The following is a 14324-nucleotide window of genomic DNA, read 5'->3' as shown; positions in this document are numbered from 1 at the left end:
GCAGTTGAAAGTGTATCTGTGGGTTACGATCGCTTTTTCAACCACCTTATCACTAGCTAATCTTCTTGGCTATCAAGGATTAAAGCGTCAAGAGAACTGGGAAAATCACCTCGCTGAACCATTTTTGTGAAAACTTTGTAACAATCATTTTTATCCCCTTGTTTGCGAGGATAGCCTAGCCATAAAACAAAAATTGCTTTATACTCCTCGGTTTGTATAGCCCGAAAGAATAAGCGATAACGGTCAGGTAGTCCCATCTTTTTGACTCTTCCGTAATGCTTGAGCGCCCCAGTCAGAGCAAAATGGGAAGCAAAAGGGTCGAGAGGGATTTTTTCTTTAATGGCGACCATAATCGCCCTGTAGAGTTTGACTGTAGAATGAGTACGGTATGCTTCTGTTGGCAAGGTGTTTTTTAGTTTACGAACCTCAACTTGTAAATCGCGGCGTTGTTGCCCAAAAAGTCTTTTAATGAAGTAGATTCGCCAACCGTTAACTATCAAGTTCTACTCCTGTCATCAACTCTTCATCGACCGCCGCCATTGCTTCCGTATAAGCTTCTAACTCAGCATCAGGATTTAATAGGGCTTGCTTGGTCAGAAAATCTAAGAATAAACTCATCATTAGTTCATCTTCCTCCTGTTCTACAGATTGAGGCTGTAAGCGGACTAATAAGGTATCAGGACTGATAACTTCAACAGCACCTTTAGCTTCTTTGAATTGGGGATTATCCTTAAAAAAACTGGCACTCAGACGGAAACCTGAAGCATTGCCTATTCTAGCCCAGGTTAGATTGTATTGTTTATTACTCATGATTTTAGGCAAGGTTTACTACATATCATGTTATTACATAATTTAATAACATACAAGGTTGCCCAGTTTCTCAACCGCGTTTTAGCTGAACTTCCCCCATACATATATACTATAGGGGAGCGCGCCGAGAAAGCCATCGAGTAAAACTAGCGGATTTCGATTTAAGTACCTAAGCAAAATTAATTAGGGTTTGCTGAAAAAGCTTTTCCTGGGGGCAGGGTGTGGGGTGTGGGGTGTGGGGTGTGGGGTTTTACCGATTTTGAGGTAGTCAATTACCTAATTTTCAGGGAAAAAGTACCTGAATTTTCCCCCCGATCCCCGCAACGGCTGGCACTTTTTGAGTAAAAACAAGTCTAAAAGTCTTATCCAACAAGGTTTTTAGATTTATTCAGCAGACCCTAATTACACATATCTAACCCCCTCTTGCCTTTTGCCTCTTGCATGAGTGCCTATCTTTACTAGGAAATTAATTTTGCACGACTACTTACCAATAAACCCCTTGTCGGCTAGGATATTGTTGCTTTGAATGAACTGCAATACGGATTCTGCTGCGGGAGCGTTCGGGGAATAAACCAAAAGGTCAACATTTCACTATCACTGAAACTAGGCTCAGGTCCAGGTAGCATGGGAGTCAAGCGATATCCCTGTTCTTGATACCAGTCATCCACCAGGACATAAATAATAGTCAAGAGGGTGGGAGCATCTATCCTATTCATGGGAGGCCTCATGCTTTGGAGTGATTACCTTTATCGTGATGCCTCCCTTTGATTTTACAAACCTCTCTATCTCGCATCAGCCGCAATTCCTAATTCATAATTCCTAATTCCCACTGCTGCTGGCTGCTCAAGGTTCATAATTAAAGAAACATCTATACTGATAGCCAGTTAATTTTTATGAAAACTGTTGCCGATACGGACTTGCAAAGGCTAGAAGACTTAATTATCAACGGACAAAAAGCGATCGAGACTCGTTTCACGGCGATCGAGACTCGTTTCACGGCGATGGAAACTCGTTTCACGGCGATCGAGAATAGTATCGTCGAAATTAAAGCTGATATTGGCGAAATTAAAGCTGATATTAAGGAAATCAAGCAAGATGTTAAATCCCTAGAGATAGGACAGGCAAAATTAACCGAAAGAGTCGAAGGGATGGATAATCGCCTCAAAATAGTCGAGGGCAGTCAAAAAAATCAAATTTGGGCATTAATAACCATTTTAGGCGGTTCACTGATTACCGCTTCCGTCGGTTTGCTGATCGCTATTTTGCGCTTTGTCTTTTTTAAGTAAAAAATTATCTTTATGGATGAAACTAAAACCGGAATAAATCAAGAAATCGACCTAGAAACCGAAAAAATTGAGCCATCAGCCTCGGTAAGGTCAAGATACGCCCAAATTCACCTAAAAAGTGAGGGTGAGAAATTGGTGCTAATTTTACCCGAAACCGGCGCCGGGGAGACAAGTCAGGATTGGACAGATATCTTGACAGGATTGAAATATTATCTCCGTAATAGCGGTCAAAACTGCCCCGCTAGAACACCTGTACACCTACAGGTCAATGATCGCCTGATGGATACGCGGCAACTACAAGCGATCGCCACAATTTTAGACAGTGCCGAATTACCCCTGCACACGATCCAAACCCAAAGAAGACAAACCGCAGTAGCGGCGGCAACCATGGGTTACAATGTCGAACAAATGCGCTCCAATCCGGGGGTTTTCGGGGATGAGCAACCTTCCCAATCTCCCCTTGCCGAACCTTTGTACTTAAAAACCACCCTGCGATCGGGTGTAGAAATCCGTCACCCCGGTACAGTTATAATCATGGGCGATGTCAACCCCGGCGGATCGATCGTCGCTGATGGCGATATATTAGTTTGGGGAGGTTTACGCGGTGTAGCTCATGCGGGATTCCGAGGCGATCGAGCAGCGGTAATTATGGCCCTGCGAATCGACTTAACTCAACTGAGGATCGCCGAATTAGTGGCAAGGTCTCCAGCTTTAGATAGCGATCGCATAGAACCAGAAATCGCCTGTATCAGCGAAGGAGGAATCCGCATCATTGGGGCTTATAATTTTTCCAGAACCTACACCTTTAAAGATCAAGTGGGGTGGGTCGAAAAAAGGTGATCAGTGACCAGTAAACAGTGATCAGTGACCAGTGATCAGTAAACAGTGATCAGTAAACAGTGATCAGTAAACAGTGATTCAGTGACTGGTAAAAATAGCGATTAACTGCGTTGAAACGAAAAACTCGATAACTGATAACTGATAACTGATAACTGATAACTGATAACTGATAACTGATAACTGATAACTGATAACTGATAACTGATAACTGATAACTGATAACTGATAACTGATAACTGATATAAATTATGGCTCGTGTAATTGTGGTGACATCGGGAAAGGGAGGAGTCGGTAAAACGACGGTAACGGCGAACTTAGGTTCAGCTTTATCTCAATTGGGCTGTCGAGTCGCCCTTGTCGATGCCGATTTCGGACTAAGAAATCTCGATTTATTGTTAGGATTAGAACAGCGTATCGTTTATACTGCCCTCGATGTGGTGGCGGGAGATTGTAGCCTTGATAAAGCTTTAGTTAAGGATAAAAGACAGGAAAATCTGGTTCTATTACCGGCGGCACAAAACCGCACCAAAGAGGCAATTACTGCCGATCAAATGAAGGATTTAGTCGCCCAATTGTCAAAAAGTTACGACTATGTATTGATTGATTGCCCAGCGGGAATTGAAATGGGTTTTCGCAATGCGATCGCCGCCGCCCAGGAAGCGATCATAGTTACTACCCCAGAAATGTCGGCGGTGAGAGATGCCGATCGCGTGGTGGGATTACTAGAAAGCGAGGATATTAAGAGTATCCGTCTGATTGTCAACCGGCTGCGGCCAGAAATGATCCAACTTAACCAGATGATCAGCGTCGAGGACATTCTCGACTTATTGGTAATTCCCCTGTTGGGGATTATTCCCGACGATCAAAGAATTATTATTTCCACTAATAAAGGGGAACCATTAGTATTAGAGGAGAAGACCTCTCTCCCCTCCATGGCCTTTAGAAATATTGCCCAGCGTTTACAGGGTCGCGATGTGCCGTTTCTAGATTTAATGGCCGGTCAAGAAGGTTTTCTTACTCGTCTGCGTCGTCGCTTGTTTGGGCCTTAAACTCTCTCATCTCAACCCCTTAACCTACTATGAATGACCTGATCGATAAACTTCTAGCATGGCGCGGTTCGGGCAAAAGTGGCGACCAAGCTAAAAAACGCTTAAAACTTATTCTGGCCCATGATCGCGCCGATCTTAGTCCCGAAATTCTCAATATGATGCGTCAAGAAATCTTAGAAGTGGTCAGTCGTTATCTTGATATCGACACCGAGGAAACCGAGTTGCTCCTAGAAAGTGACCAACGAACTACAGCCCTGATTGCTAATTTTCCGATTCGTCGCATCAAACGCCGTCCTTTAACCGAGAAATTGCCATGAAAACTCAACCGATCGAGCTTTGGCTTAGTCTAGCGGTCAGTCCCTTTCTTTTATCCTATCTGGCCCTGGGTTCCCTCAATCATTGGTTAATTGAATTGGGCCGGGAAAGTGAGGAATTATTTCGCGGCGATCGCTTGCCCCTTCTCAATATTCCCGATCAGTTACCGGTCAACAGTGACCAATAATCCAAGAAAAAAATCCTTTTGCCCCCTGAAAAGAGGCAATAATAGTGAAATTTTTGTTAAAAATCGGAAAAAATGTGATTCTTTGGCATATAATCTCATTTTTGACCAACCCTAAAGAACTAAGCTAAGACGCATCTTAACCGCCTATCCTTAGATTAGCTGAATTTCCCCCAATCCCTTTACTATTGCCTCTTGCCTCTTGCCTCGTCTCAACAAGCAATTTAAATGCGCGGGCAGCTTAATCCCGATCTATCAGTGATCAGTGATCAGTTATTGGTTTGATAGAGTTTTTCATTTCAAGGCAGTTAATCCCTATTTTCACTGATTACTGTTTACTGATTACTGATTACTGTTTACTGTTTACTGTTTACTGTTTACTGATTACTGATTACTGAAATTATGAGCGTCCTTGTCCCCTCAACCGAAACCGAACAGGATATTTTCAGCACTTCCAACCTGTTTCTGCAGCAAAGACTGAAATTAATCGAAGATTTATGGAAAGAAGTCTTAGTCTCCGAATGTGGTCAAGAATTAGTCGATTTACTGGAATTACTGCGCCATCTCTGTTCTGAGGAAGGACAAGTGACCGATGATAGTCCGGAAGCAATGATCGCCAAAATGATCGAAGACTTGGAACTAGGGGAAGCGATCAAAGTTACCCGCGCTTTTGCCCTCTATTTCCAGTTAATAAATATAATCGAACAACACTACGAACAAAGGGATCAGCAACTACTGCGACGGACGGTGATCGGGGAAGAAAACGAAAGTCCCAAGACAGACCCACCGCAAAAAAGCCTTTTAGCCACCATTGTCGGGGCTGATTGGCTAGAAAAAACCCTGAACGAGTCCGATCACTCCGGCCCAAAATCGGGACTATTTCACTGGTTATTTCCCTATCTCAAACAGGTGAACGTCCCCCCCCAGGAAATCCAGCGTCTTCTCGATCAATTAGATATTCGTCTGGTTTTCACGGCCCACCCCACGGAAATTGTCCGTCATACCATTCGCATTAAACAGCGCCGCATCTCGGGCATTCTCGAAAAACTCGACCAAGCAGAAGAAATCTTTCGCAGTATGGGGTTAACTAACTCCAGAGAAGCACAAACAGTCACCAAACAGTTAAAAGAAGAAATTCGTTTTTGGTGGCGAACAGATGAACTACATCAATTTAAACCCACCGTCGTCGATGAGGTGGATTATGCCCTGCACTACTTCGATGAAGTTCTCTTCGATTCCCTACCCCAGTTAACCCTGCGTCTGCAGCAAAGCCTACAATCCTCCTTTCCCCGTTTACAAGCGCCGAAAAATAACTTCTGTCGCTTCGGTTCTTGGGTGGGGGGGGATCGGGATGGCAATCCCTCCGTTACCCCCGAAGTCACCTGGAAAACCTGCTGTTATCAGCGCAATCTCGTTATTAAAAAATATCTCGATGCTATTCGCGACCTGACCAGTATTTTAAGTGCCTCCCTGCACTGGTGTCACGTCTTGCCGGAGTTGCTGGACTCCCTGGACAGAGATAAGCAGCAAATGCCCGAAATCTATAGCCAGTTAGCAATCCGCTACCGTCAGGAACCCTATCGCCTCAAATTGGCCTTTATTCAAAAACGTCTGGAAAATACACGCGATCGCAATAATCGCCTCAATGATCCGGAAGAACGACAGTTATTAACTAAACTCAACGAAACCAACATCTATCGCTCTGGTTCCGAGTTTTTAGCCGAATTACAGCTATTACAGCGCAGTCTCTTGCAAACCGGTCTTTCCTGTCAAGAACTCGATCGACTGATCGCCCAAGTGGAGATTTTTGGCTTTGTCCTGACTCAGTTAGATTTTCGGCAAGAATCCACCCGTCACGCCGAATGTATCGAAGAAATCGCCGCCTATCTCGGAGTTTTACCCAAACCCTACGGCCAATTAACCGAATCAGAAAAAATCGCCTGGTTAGTGGCGGAATTAAAAACCCGTCGCCCCTTAATTCCCCGGGAAATGCCCTTCTCGGAAAGAACCTGCGAAACCATTGAAACCCTGCGAGTTTTAAGAAGTCTGCAAGGGGAATTCGGTCTGGAAATCTGCCAAACCTACATTATCAGCATGACCAACGAGGCCAGCGATGTGCTAGAAGTGCTGTTATTAGCCCAAGAAGCCGGTTTATACGACCCTGCCACTAGCCGCAGTTCCCTCCGCATTGTTCCCCTCTTTGAAACCGTCGATGACCTCAAACACGCCCCCGGCATCATGCAGACTTTGTTTGAATTGCCCCTCTACCGGGCAGCCCTAGCCGGCGGTTACGACCATTTAGGGGCTTTAAACGGGGAGGAAGTGACCCCGGAACCGGCCATCCTCGAACCGGGTAATTTACAGGAGATTATGGTGGGTTACTCCGATAGTAATAAGGATTCCGGCTTTTTAAGCAGTAATTGGGAAATTCATAAGGCCCAGAAGGCTTTACAAAAAACCGCTAAACAATACGGCTTGGATCTACGTCTTTTTCATGGCCGGGGCGGTTCCGTCGGTCGGGGTGGTGGACCTGCCTACGCCGCTATCCTCGCCCAACCCCGGGGAACGATTAACGGTCGCATTAAAATCACCGAACAAGGCGAGGTTTTAGCCTCGAAATACTCTTTACCAGAATTGGCCTTGTATAACCTCGAAACGGCCGTAACGGCAGTCATACAGGCAAGTTTACTGGGCAGTGGTTTTGATGATCTCGAACCCTGGAATCGCATCATGGAGGAGTTGGCCACCCGTTCACGGCAAACCTATCGCAGTTTGATTTATGAAGAACCGGACTTTTTAGACTTCTTTCTGTCCGTAACTCCCATTCCTGAAATTAGTCTTTTACAGATTAGTTCCCGACCGGCGCGCCGGAAAAGTGGTCAACAGGATTTAAGTACCCTGCGGGCAATTCCCTGGGTATTTAGTTGGACTCAAACCCGTTTTCTTTTACCAGCTTGGTATGGTTTAGGGACAGCTTTGCAGATGTTTCTCGATGATTCTCCTAACCGAAATTTAGAATTGTTGCGCCATTTTTATCACAAGTGGCCCTTCTTCCAGATGGTGATTTCTAAAGCAGAAATGACTCTATCGAAGGTGGATCTACAGATTGCCTATCACTACGTCAGTGAACTTTCTAAACAGGAAGATCGAGAACGTTTTCAACGTCTGTTTGAAAGGATCAAAGAGGAATATAATCGCACTAGCGAGATTGTTCTCCAGATCACCGGCGAGAAAAATTTATTAGATAATGATCCGAATTTACAGCGCTCGGTGCAGTTACGCAACGGTTCGATCGTTCCCCTCGGTTTCCTACAGGTGTCTCTCCTCAAGCGTTTACGTCAATACAATAGTCAAGCTCAATCCGGTGTGATTCATTTCCGCTATTCTAAAGAGGAGTTATTAAGGGGCGCTTTAATGACGATTAATGGTATTGCCGCAGGGATGAGAAATACCGGTTGATTACAGATAATTAATGGTAGTTTTCGGGTGGTTATCTTGAAGGTAATCCACCCTATTTTTAAAATTTGTCAACTTTTTGTAGAACTTCTACGAATACTAAATACGTTGAGTAACGCACAGAAAACGGGTTTCTCGGAGAAACCCGTTTTCTACTCATGCACTCATGCAAAAAGGGGAATAAATAATCAGTCTTTAATAACCAGATTTAGTATTACTTCCGATTTTATCACTTAATCCAAGCTTTTGGGGGGTTCTATTGGCTAATATTACTATCACTTATTGACTAAAAATGAAGATTTTACTGCTAACAGTTGACAATTGATGAGCGACCCCGAAGAGAGGCAATTAAGCTCACTGGTGTGTCGGAAGATTAGAGATTGTGCCAAAATGGAGAAAGTGACCCAAGGATTACAGGTAAATTGTTAAAAAAAGGATCGAGTAACCGTGACTGATACGAACTTAGATATACTATCCCTGACGGATCCAGCGATCGCAGGGATTTTGCAAAAAGAACTACAACGTCAAAGAGATCACCTAGAATTAATCGCTAGTGAAAACTTTACCTCGGCTGCCGTCATGGCCGCCCAGGGTTCGGTTTTAACCAACAAATACGCCGAAGGACTGCCAAAAAAACGCTACTATGGCGGTTGCGAATACATTGACGAAGCGGAACAATTAGCGATCGATCGGGTTAAACGACTATTTGGGGCAAACCACGCTAACGTACAACCCCACTCCGGCGCCCAAGCTAATTTCGCCGTTTTCCTGACCCTCTTGCAGCCCGGCGATACGATTATGGGCATGGATCTCTCCCACGGTGGTCATCTTACCCACGGTTCCCCCGTTAACGTTTCCGGAAAATGGTTCCGAGTCGTACAGTACGGAGTAAGTCCCGAAACCGAACTCCTCGACTACGATCTCATCCTTGACATCGCCCGCAAAGAAAAACCCAAACTAATTATCTGCGGTTATTCTGCCTACTCGCGCCGGATTGATTTCGAGAAATTCCGCGCCATCGCTGACGAAGTGGGGGCCTACTTGATGGCAGATATCGCCCATATTGCCGGTTTAGTGGCCACTGGTCATCATCCTAACCCCCTACCCCACTGTCATGTGGTCACTACCACCACTCACAAAACCCTGCGCGGTCCTAGGGGGGGGTTAATTATGACCAAAGACGAGGAATTAGGCAAAAAATTCGATAAATCCGTCTTCCCCGGTACCCAAGGCGGACCCCTAGAACACGTGATTGCGGCGAAAGCTGTGGCTTTTGGGGAAGCATTGAAACCGGAGTTTAAAATCTATTCGGGCCAAGTAATCGCTAATGCCCAAGCTTTGGCCGGTCAGTTGAAGGCTAGAGGGATTAAAATTGTCACCGATGGTACGGATAATCACTTGATGTTACTCGATTTAAGATCCGTGGGCATGACCGGGAAAGAAGCCGATCGCTTGGTGAGTACCATTAATATTACCGCTAATAAAAACACTGTTCCCTTCGATCCCGAGTCTCCCTTTGTCACCAGTGGTCTGCGCTTGGGTTCCCCGGCTATGACCACCAGAGGACTAGGAGAAACGGAATTTATCGAGATTGGCAACATTATCGCCGATATTCTCCTTAATCCAGGTGATGAAGCCCTGGGAACTGCTTGCCGTCAACGGGTAGGGAAACTCTGTGAAAGCTTCCCCCTCTATCCCCATCTCCATATTTCCGTCCCCGCCTTGGACTAAAAAGAGAGATAATAAAAGTTCATAATTGGCGATTGCCTGTCAGTGGCCAATTGTGAATTAAATCGCCCCCCAATTCCCATGTCCGGAGATTTATACTATCTAATTGCTTTTCTGATCGCCCATACCGTTGTACTTTGGAGTACCCCCCTCGTCAGAACCGTCGGACTGAAAAGCGGTTACGTCGATAAACCCAACGAAAGAAAGGTCCATGAAAGGCCTATGGTTCGACTGGGGGGAGTTTCGATTTTTGTCGGCGCTTTAACTGCCCTCCTGATCGTTTGGTGGTTGGGAGGGTTTGCTGGTTTAAACAGCGATCGAGAATGGGAAGTGTGGGGCGTAACCCTAGGCGGTTTGGGCTTTTTTCTCATCGGTCTAGCGGATGATCTTTTTAATCTTTCGCCCCTCAATCGTCTGGTAATGCAGTTTAGCGTCGCTTTTCTAGCTTGGCAAGCTGGGGTGAGGATCGATTTCCTCTCTATTCCCTTCGGCGATTTATTACAAATTCATTGGCTAAGTTTACCGATTACTCTCCTCTGGTTAGTGGGGATGGCTAACGCGATTAATTGGATTGACGGTTTAGATGGATTAGCGGCGGGAGTTTCGGGTATATCTGCCGTGGTGATTTTGGTTGTAACTTTGGTGATGGGACAACCGGCCGCCGCTATTATCGCCGCCGCTTTAGCGGGTGGGGCCTTGGGTTTTCTGCGTTACAATTTTAACCCCGCCCAAATTTTTATGGGGGATGGTGGGGCCTATTTTATGGGTTTTACCCTGGCGGGTGTGGCGGTGATTGGATTGGCTAAAACTACTGCTGTGACTACCGTTGCCGTTACCGCCGTCTTACTACCCTATCTCATCCTCGCGGTTCCTCTCCTCGATATGTCCACGGTGATTATTTCCCGTCTCAAACGCGGAAAATCCCCTTTTGTGGCTGATAAACGTCATTTACACCACCGTTTACTAGAAGCGGGTATCTCTCACCGTCTGACAGTATTATTTATCTACGCCCTAACTCTCTGGGTGGGCAGTTTAGCCCTCGGTTTCTCCAATGTTCCCAGTGGTTGGGGTTTTGCCTTTGGTGCGACTCTCCTCCTCGGTTACGTCGGTTGGCAAGTCTGGCGCAATCGTGGCAGTGAACCGTAAGCCATCTTAAACTAGAAAAAAGATTAATAATTAAGATAGCGGCAGGATAAATCTGGGAGTTTAGCAAATGTCTAACGAAACTGTAACTTATTCCCTAGAAGCAGTCCTGACAAGGATTGAGGGAAAAATCGACTCTTTACAAAGAGATGTTAATGAGCGTCTCACTAAGCTAGAGATAGGACAATCAGAAATAAGAGGGGATATTAAAGCCCTAGATTCTAAAGTTATGGAAATAGAAAAGCGTATTGACGACCTGAATGCACGGGTGAATATTACCACTAACGGGTTTCTTGGCATTGTCGGAATTTTGGTGACAGGAATACTAGGCATTCTGGGAAAAATCGTCTTTTTCCCTAATCCCTAAAAGTTATCCTTAGTCGTACCTATGGGCAATTTTGATGCCTTGTCGATTAGAGAAAAAATCAGCAAAAGTAGGAGTTTAGTAAAATGTCTAACGAAACCGTAACTTATTCCCTAGAAGCAGTCCTGACAAGGATTGAGGGAAAAATCGACTCTTTACAAAGAGATGTTAATAAGCTAGAGATAGGACAATCAGAAATAAGAGGAGATATTAAAGCCCTAGATTCTAAAGTTATGGAAATAGAAAAGCGTATTGATGACCTGAATGCACGGGTGAATATTACCACTAATGGGTTTCTTGGCATTGTCGGAATTTTGGTGACAGGAATACTAGGCATTCTGGGAAAAATCGTCTTTTTCCCTAATCCCTAAAAGTTATCCCTAATGGTAATTCGTACAGATTTGTTTACTCTACAATTTTCAAGGATACAGAGAAAAATGATCTGCAAAAATCCCTCTTTCCGTTCTCCTCTCTGCGACTGTAGTGCCTCTGCGTCAAACAAAAAATATAAAACTCAAGCCCTAATTACAGTAATTCTATATTGATTTTCTGTCACCACAACTTCAGTGGATAATCTTTCTTCCATTGGTAAAGCATTTTTCCTCCTATCAAAGATAAATAACCAACCAAAATCTAAACCCAAACGTCCTAAATAAGATTCTAATTGTTCAATTCCATCAGCTTGCGGATCGCGTTTTTTATCCCGCCATACTTTTAATTCAATCCCTAAAATTACATCTTTATACTGCAAACATAAATCCATTCTATCGCTACCAATTGCATATTCCCTTTCTAAAACTCCCCCACCATTAACCACACGATGTAAAAAAGCCATTAATACTATATGCGGAGCAATTTCATGGTAAGCAGCACTACTTAATAATGGTTCTCCATGTTGTCGCCAAAACCTGAGAAATGCTGTTAATAAAGCATCTATATTTAATTCACCTTTTGCTGTCAACCAACTAGGACTAATTAAAGGTAAACTGTCCTGAGTTCCTTGGACTAAAACGCGGGGAATAACTTCACGATATATGGGGTTAGAAATAACTAATCCCCCCATCGGATCACGTCGTAATAATCCTAAATCTATTAAATATTGGCGATCATCTGCTAGGGTATCGGGTAAGGTTTGCCCTGCTAAAATTGGTTCAATAATGTTTTTAACTCGTTTTTCTCTGAGTTTTTCCGCTAAACTATCTAAATGAGTATCCTGACGATTAATTAATATTTCTTTGGCTGTTAAAATATGTTTTTTAGTAATAGTAATACTTCTATCTTTTACCATTTTTTCTACAATTTCTTTAGCTAAAGCATTGACTAGCCAAGGTTGTCCTTGGGTTAAATTAAACGCTGTTTCTATTGCTTCTGTTGTAAAAAGTTGTCCAGTTGCTGCTGTATGTTGTTGATATAATTCTCCCACTTCTGCCAGATTAAAATTTCGCATAGTAAGAGAAGCAACTTTTATATTAAAAGGACTAGATGTATTTAATCTATCACTACCTCCCGATGCTACTTTATAATCTCGCACATCTCGTAAACCAATTAATCCTACTGATGAGGGAAAATTTTCTGGACGGTTAGGAAAACCATCTCTTAACTGTCGTAAAACTGATATTAATGTTTGGTCTTGTAAAGAGTCAATTTCATCTATAAATAATACTATGGGACGATTGATAGCTTTTGCCCAACCTCTTAAAAAAGCCTTTATTCTGCTTCCTGGTTCTTCCTGTTGCCATTGTTTAACAGGTGGTTGGAAATCTTCAGGTAAACTATCTTGAATTGTATTATACCAAGTTCCTAAAATTGCCAATTCTGCGGCACTAGGATCATGATTAAATGCACTTCCTACTTCTACAGATACCATGACTGCGGCATAATTTCCAGTATCAGTAAGTTGTTTTGCTAGGGATAACATAGCGGTGGTTTTCCCGGTTTGTCGTGGTGCATGAAGGACAAAATAACTTTCTTGTTCAATTAGCTCCTCTAAATCTGGTAATCGTACTGTGGGAGATAACATATAGTGGATATCGTCTTTACAGGGACCGGCAATATTAAACCAGCGAGTCATAGAATTTTGGTAATAGGTGAACTCTTTAAGTTTACACTATCTATAATTATGTTGGTATCAAGCAAGATTTTCACAGGTTATGTTTCTCCTTTAAATATTCCCATTTAGCTTGATCTGGATCAAAGTCTGCTGGAATGGCAGGGGCATTTTCAAATAAACCCTGAAATGCTTTGATCCTAGATTTTCTTTTTGGTGTTTCTGGTGCTGGTTCAGTGGTTGGTGGCTGCCCAAACTACAATTTCCACGTTTCTGGGGGGTAAATTCAGGGGTTCGGTAATCAGCAACTTACCAGATTGATCAATTTTTCCTTTGAGTTTGTATGCTTGCATGATGTTTTTTATGATAATCTGTTTTTATATTATTATCTCAAATTGGCTCAATAGGAGGTTATTAACTAAATGTACACCTTAAAAATTAGTAGAGTTGGAAATTACTTGTCTATAACATTACCTCAAGAAGTCCTAGAAAAACTTAAAGTTCAAGAAGGAGACAGTGTATTTGTCACTGAAACACCAACAGGTATTATTATAACTGCTGGTAATCCTGATTTTGAGAAAGCAATGGAGGCTTACAGAAAAGTCAGCACAAAATACAGAAATGCACTTCATGAGTTAGGGAAATGAATGGAATTTTCTGGTTAGATGAAATAATTGTTAAAGCTATACATGAAGACCAATTAATACAGCATGGTGGTCTTGCAGGTGTGCGAGATAACAATTTGTTTTTAGCTAGTTTAGATAGACCGAAAAATTTATTTGCTTATGGTGAACCTACACCCAGTATATTTGATTTAGCTGCGGCTTATGGTTATGGATTTGCTAAAAATCATGCTTTTATAGATGGTAATAAACGGATAGCTTTCGTAGTAATGGCTATCTTTCTGGAATTAAATGGATATTCGTTGGATGTTCCAGAACCCGAAGTTGTTTTAATAATGGAACGACTAGCAAACGGTCAAGAAAGTCAAGAAACTATATCAGAATGGCTGCAAGAAAATTCTATTGGCTGCCCAAACTACAATTTCCACGTTTCTGGGGGGTAAATTCAGGGGTTCGGTAATCAGCAACTTACCAGATTG

General features: G+C 43.2%; 15 protein-coding genes and 1 pseudogene. 12 read left to right on the top strand and 4 right to left on the bottom strand.

Features of this window, described 5'->3' with window-relative positions; genetic code table 11:
- Window positions 1-56 precede the first annotated feature (56 nt).
- Both EWV66_RS15445 and EWV66_RS15440 read right to left on the bottom strand, forming a co-directional pair.
- Window positions 57-500, bottom strand: a complete 444-nt coding sequence (locus tag EWV66_RS15445; RefSeq protein ID WP_052277942.1) for a type II toxin-antitoxin system YhaV family toxin — start codon at window positions 498-500, stop codon at window positions 57-59.
- Complete coding sequence (locus EWV66_RS15440) at window positions 490-810, bottom strand: hypothetical protein (RefSeq protein WP_002793380.1); 321 nt, start codon at window positions 808-810, stop codon at window positions 490-492. Before EWV66_RS15440 ends, EWV66_RS15445 begins: the two co-directional genes overlap by 11 nt.
- An 893-nt stretch (window positions 811-1703) precedes the next feature.
- Between EWV66_RS15440 and EWV66_RS15435 the strand changes: the two genes are divergently transcribed.
- The 10 genes from EWV66_RS15435 to EWV66_RS15390 all read left to right on the top strand — a co-directional run bounded on the left by EWV66_RS15435 (window position 1704) and on the right by EWV66_RS15390 (window position 11546).
- Window positions 1704-2096 (top strand): hypothetical protein, encoded by a 393-nt coding sequence (locus EWV66_RS15435; RefSeq protein ID WP_052277941.1) that lies wholly within the window; start codon window positions 1704-1706, stop codon window positions 2094-2096.
- Between the two features lie 12 nt (window positions 2097-2108).
- Window positions 2109-2936, top strand: coding sequence for a septum site-determining protein MinC (minC, locus tag EWV66_RS15430; RefSeq protein WP_052277940.1), 828 nt, complete (start codon window positions 2109-2111; stop codon window positions 2934-2936).
- Window positions 2937-3184: 248 nt separating this feature from the next.
- Window positions 3185-3985, top strand: coding sequence for a septum site-determining protein MinD (gene minD / locus EWV66_RS15425; RefSeq protein ID WP_002764793.1), 801 nt, complete (start codon window positions 3185-3187; stop codon window positions 3983-3985).
- A 29-nt stretch (window positions 3986-4014) separates the two neighbouring features.
- Entirely contained in the window at window positions 4015-4302 is a 288-nt protein-coding gene (minE, locus tag EWV66_RS15420) for a cell division topological specificity factor MinE (protein ID WP_002764792.1), read from the top strand.
- The gene (locus EWV66_RS15415) at window positions 4299-4487 is read left to right on the top strand and encodes a hypothetical protein (RefSeq protein ID WP_004161691.1); all 189 of its coding nucleotides are present in this window, start codon (window positions 4299-4301) and stop codon (window positions 4485-4487) included. The genes minE and EWV66_RS15415 overlap by 4 nt, the downstream gene beginning before the upstream one ends.
- 399 nt (window positions 4488-4886) lie before the next feature.
- On the top strand, window positions 4887-7943 hold the full coding sequence (gene ppc / locus EWV66_RS15410) for a phosphoenolpyruvate carboxylase (RefSeq protein ID WP_004161692.1): 3057 nt from the start codon (window positions 4887-4889) through the stop codon (window positions 7941-7943).
- A gap of 444 nt (window positions 7944-8387) precedes the next feature.
- Entirely contained in the window at window positions 8388-9671 is a 1284-nt protein-coding gene (gene glyA / locus EWV66_RS15405) for a serine hydroxymethyltransferase (protein ID WP_287107951.1), read from the top strand.
- Between the two features lie 78 nt (window positions 9672-9749).
- Window positions 9750-10814 (top strand): glycosyltransferase family 4 protein, encoded by a 1065-nt coding sequence (locus EWV66_RS15400; protein WP_081417804.1) that lies wholly within the window; start codon window positions 9750-9752, stop codon window positions 10812-10814.
- A gap of 67 nt (window positions 10815-10881) precedes the next feature.
- A complete protein-coding gene (locus EWV66_RS15395) occupies window positions 10882-11178 on the top strand; it encodes a DUF4164 family protein (RefSeq protein WP_004161694.1) in 297 nt (98 codons plus the stop codon).
- A gap of 83 nt (window positions 11179-11261) precedes the next feature.
- Complete coding sequence (locus tag EWV66_RS15390; RefSeq protein ID WP_002764782.1) at window positions 11262-11546, top strand: hypothetical protein; 285 nt, start codon at window positions 11262-11264, stop codon at window positions 11544-11546.
- Between the two features lie 143 nt (window positions 11547-11689).
- Here the strand turns inward: EWV66_RS15390 and EWV66_RS15385 are convergent, their stop codons facing one another.
- Together EWV66_RS15385 and EWV66_RS15380 are read right to left on the bottom strand one after the other, a co-directional pair.
- Complete coding sequence (locus EWV66_RS15385; protein WP_052277939.1) at window positions 11690-13246, bottom strand: ATP-binding protein; 1557 nt, start codon at window positions 13244-13246, stop codon at window positions 11690-11692.
- 70 nt (window positions 13247-13316) lie between these two features.
- Window positions 13317-13575 (bottom strand): annotated as a pseudogene (locus tag EWV66_RS15380) (hypothetical protein).
- Window positions 13576-13644: 69 nt separating this feature from the next.
- On the opposite strand from EWV66_RS15380, the gene EWV66_RS15375 reads away from it, so the two are divergent.
- Window positions 13645-13869, top strand: a complete 225-nt coding sequence (locus tag EWV66_RS15375) for an AbrB/MazE/SpoVT family DNA-binding domain-containing protein (protein ID WP_052277937.1) — start codon at window positions 13645-13647, stop codon at window positions 13867-13869.
- Window positions 13866-14288: a type II toxin-antitoxin system death-on-curing family toxin gene (locus tag EWV66_RS15370; protein ID WP_287116003.1), complete on the top strand. Its 423-nt coding sequence runs from the start codon at window positions 13866-13868 to the stop codon at window positions 14286-14288. Before EWV66_RS15375 ends, EWV66_RS15370 begins: the two co-directional genes overlap by 4 nt.
- The last annotated feature ends 36 nt before the right edge of the window (window positions 14289-14324 follow it).

It is taken from the genome of Microcystis sp. M_OC_Ca_00000000_C217Col (assembly GCF_007095585.1).
GTDB lineage: Bacteria > Cyanobacteriota > Cyanobacteriia > Cyanobacteriales > Microcystaceae > Microcystis > Microcystis panniformis.
The sequence above is the reverse complement of the archived record's forward strand: the minus strand, read 5'-3'. Positions and strand labels throughout refer to the sequence as shown.

Coding starts and splice junctions, on each gene's coding strand:
- EWV66_RS15375 (WP_052277937.1), top strand. CDS start 13,645: ATGTACACCTTAAAAATTAGTAGAGTTGGAAATTACTTGTCTATAACA.
- EWV66_RS15440 (WP_002793380.1), bottom strand. CDS start 810: ATGAGTAATAAACAATACAATCTAACCTGGGCTAGAATAGGCAATGCT.
- EWV66_RS15415 (WP_004161691.1), top strand. CDS start 4,299: ATGAAAACTCAACCGATCGAGCTTTGGCTTAGTCTAGCGGTCAGTCCC.
- EWV66_RS15435 (WP_052277941.1), top strand. CDS start 1,704: ATGAAAACTGTTGCCGATACGGACTTGCAAAGGCTAGAAGACTTAATT.
- EWV66_RS15370 (WP_287116003.1), top strand. CDS start 13,866: ATGAATGGAATTTTCTGGTTAGATGAAATAATTGTTAAAGCTATACAT.
- EWV66_RS15385 (WP_052277939.1), bottom strand. CDS start 13,246: ATGACTCGCTGGTTTAATATTGCCGGTCCCTGTAAAGACGATATCCAC.
- minC (WP_052277940.1), top strand. CDS start 2,109: ATGGATGAAACTAAAACCGGAATAAATCAAGAAATCGACCTAGAAACC.
- minD (WP_002764793.1), top strand. CDS start 3,185: ATGGCTCGTGTAATTGTGGTGACATCGGGAAAGGGAGGAGTCGGTAAA.
- EWV66_RS15400 (WP_081417804.1), top strand. CDS start 9,750: ATGTCCGGAGATTTATACTATCTAATTGCTTTTCTGATCGCCCATACC.
- minE (WP_002764792.1), top strand. CDS start 4,015: ATGAATGACCTGATCGATAAACTTCTAGCATGGCGCGGTTCGGGCAAA.
- EWV66_RS15395 (WP_004161694.1), top strand. CDS start 10,882: ATGTCTAACGAAACTGTAACTTATTCCCTAGAAGCAGTCCTGACAAGG.
- ppc (WP_004161692.1), top strand. CDS start 4,887: ATGAGCGTCCTTGTCCCCTCAACCGAAACCGAACAGGATATTTTCAGC.
- EWV66_RS15390 (WP_002764782.1), top strand. CDS start 11,262: ATGTCTAACGAAACCGTAACTTATTCCCTAGAAGCAGTCCTGACAAGG.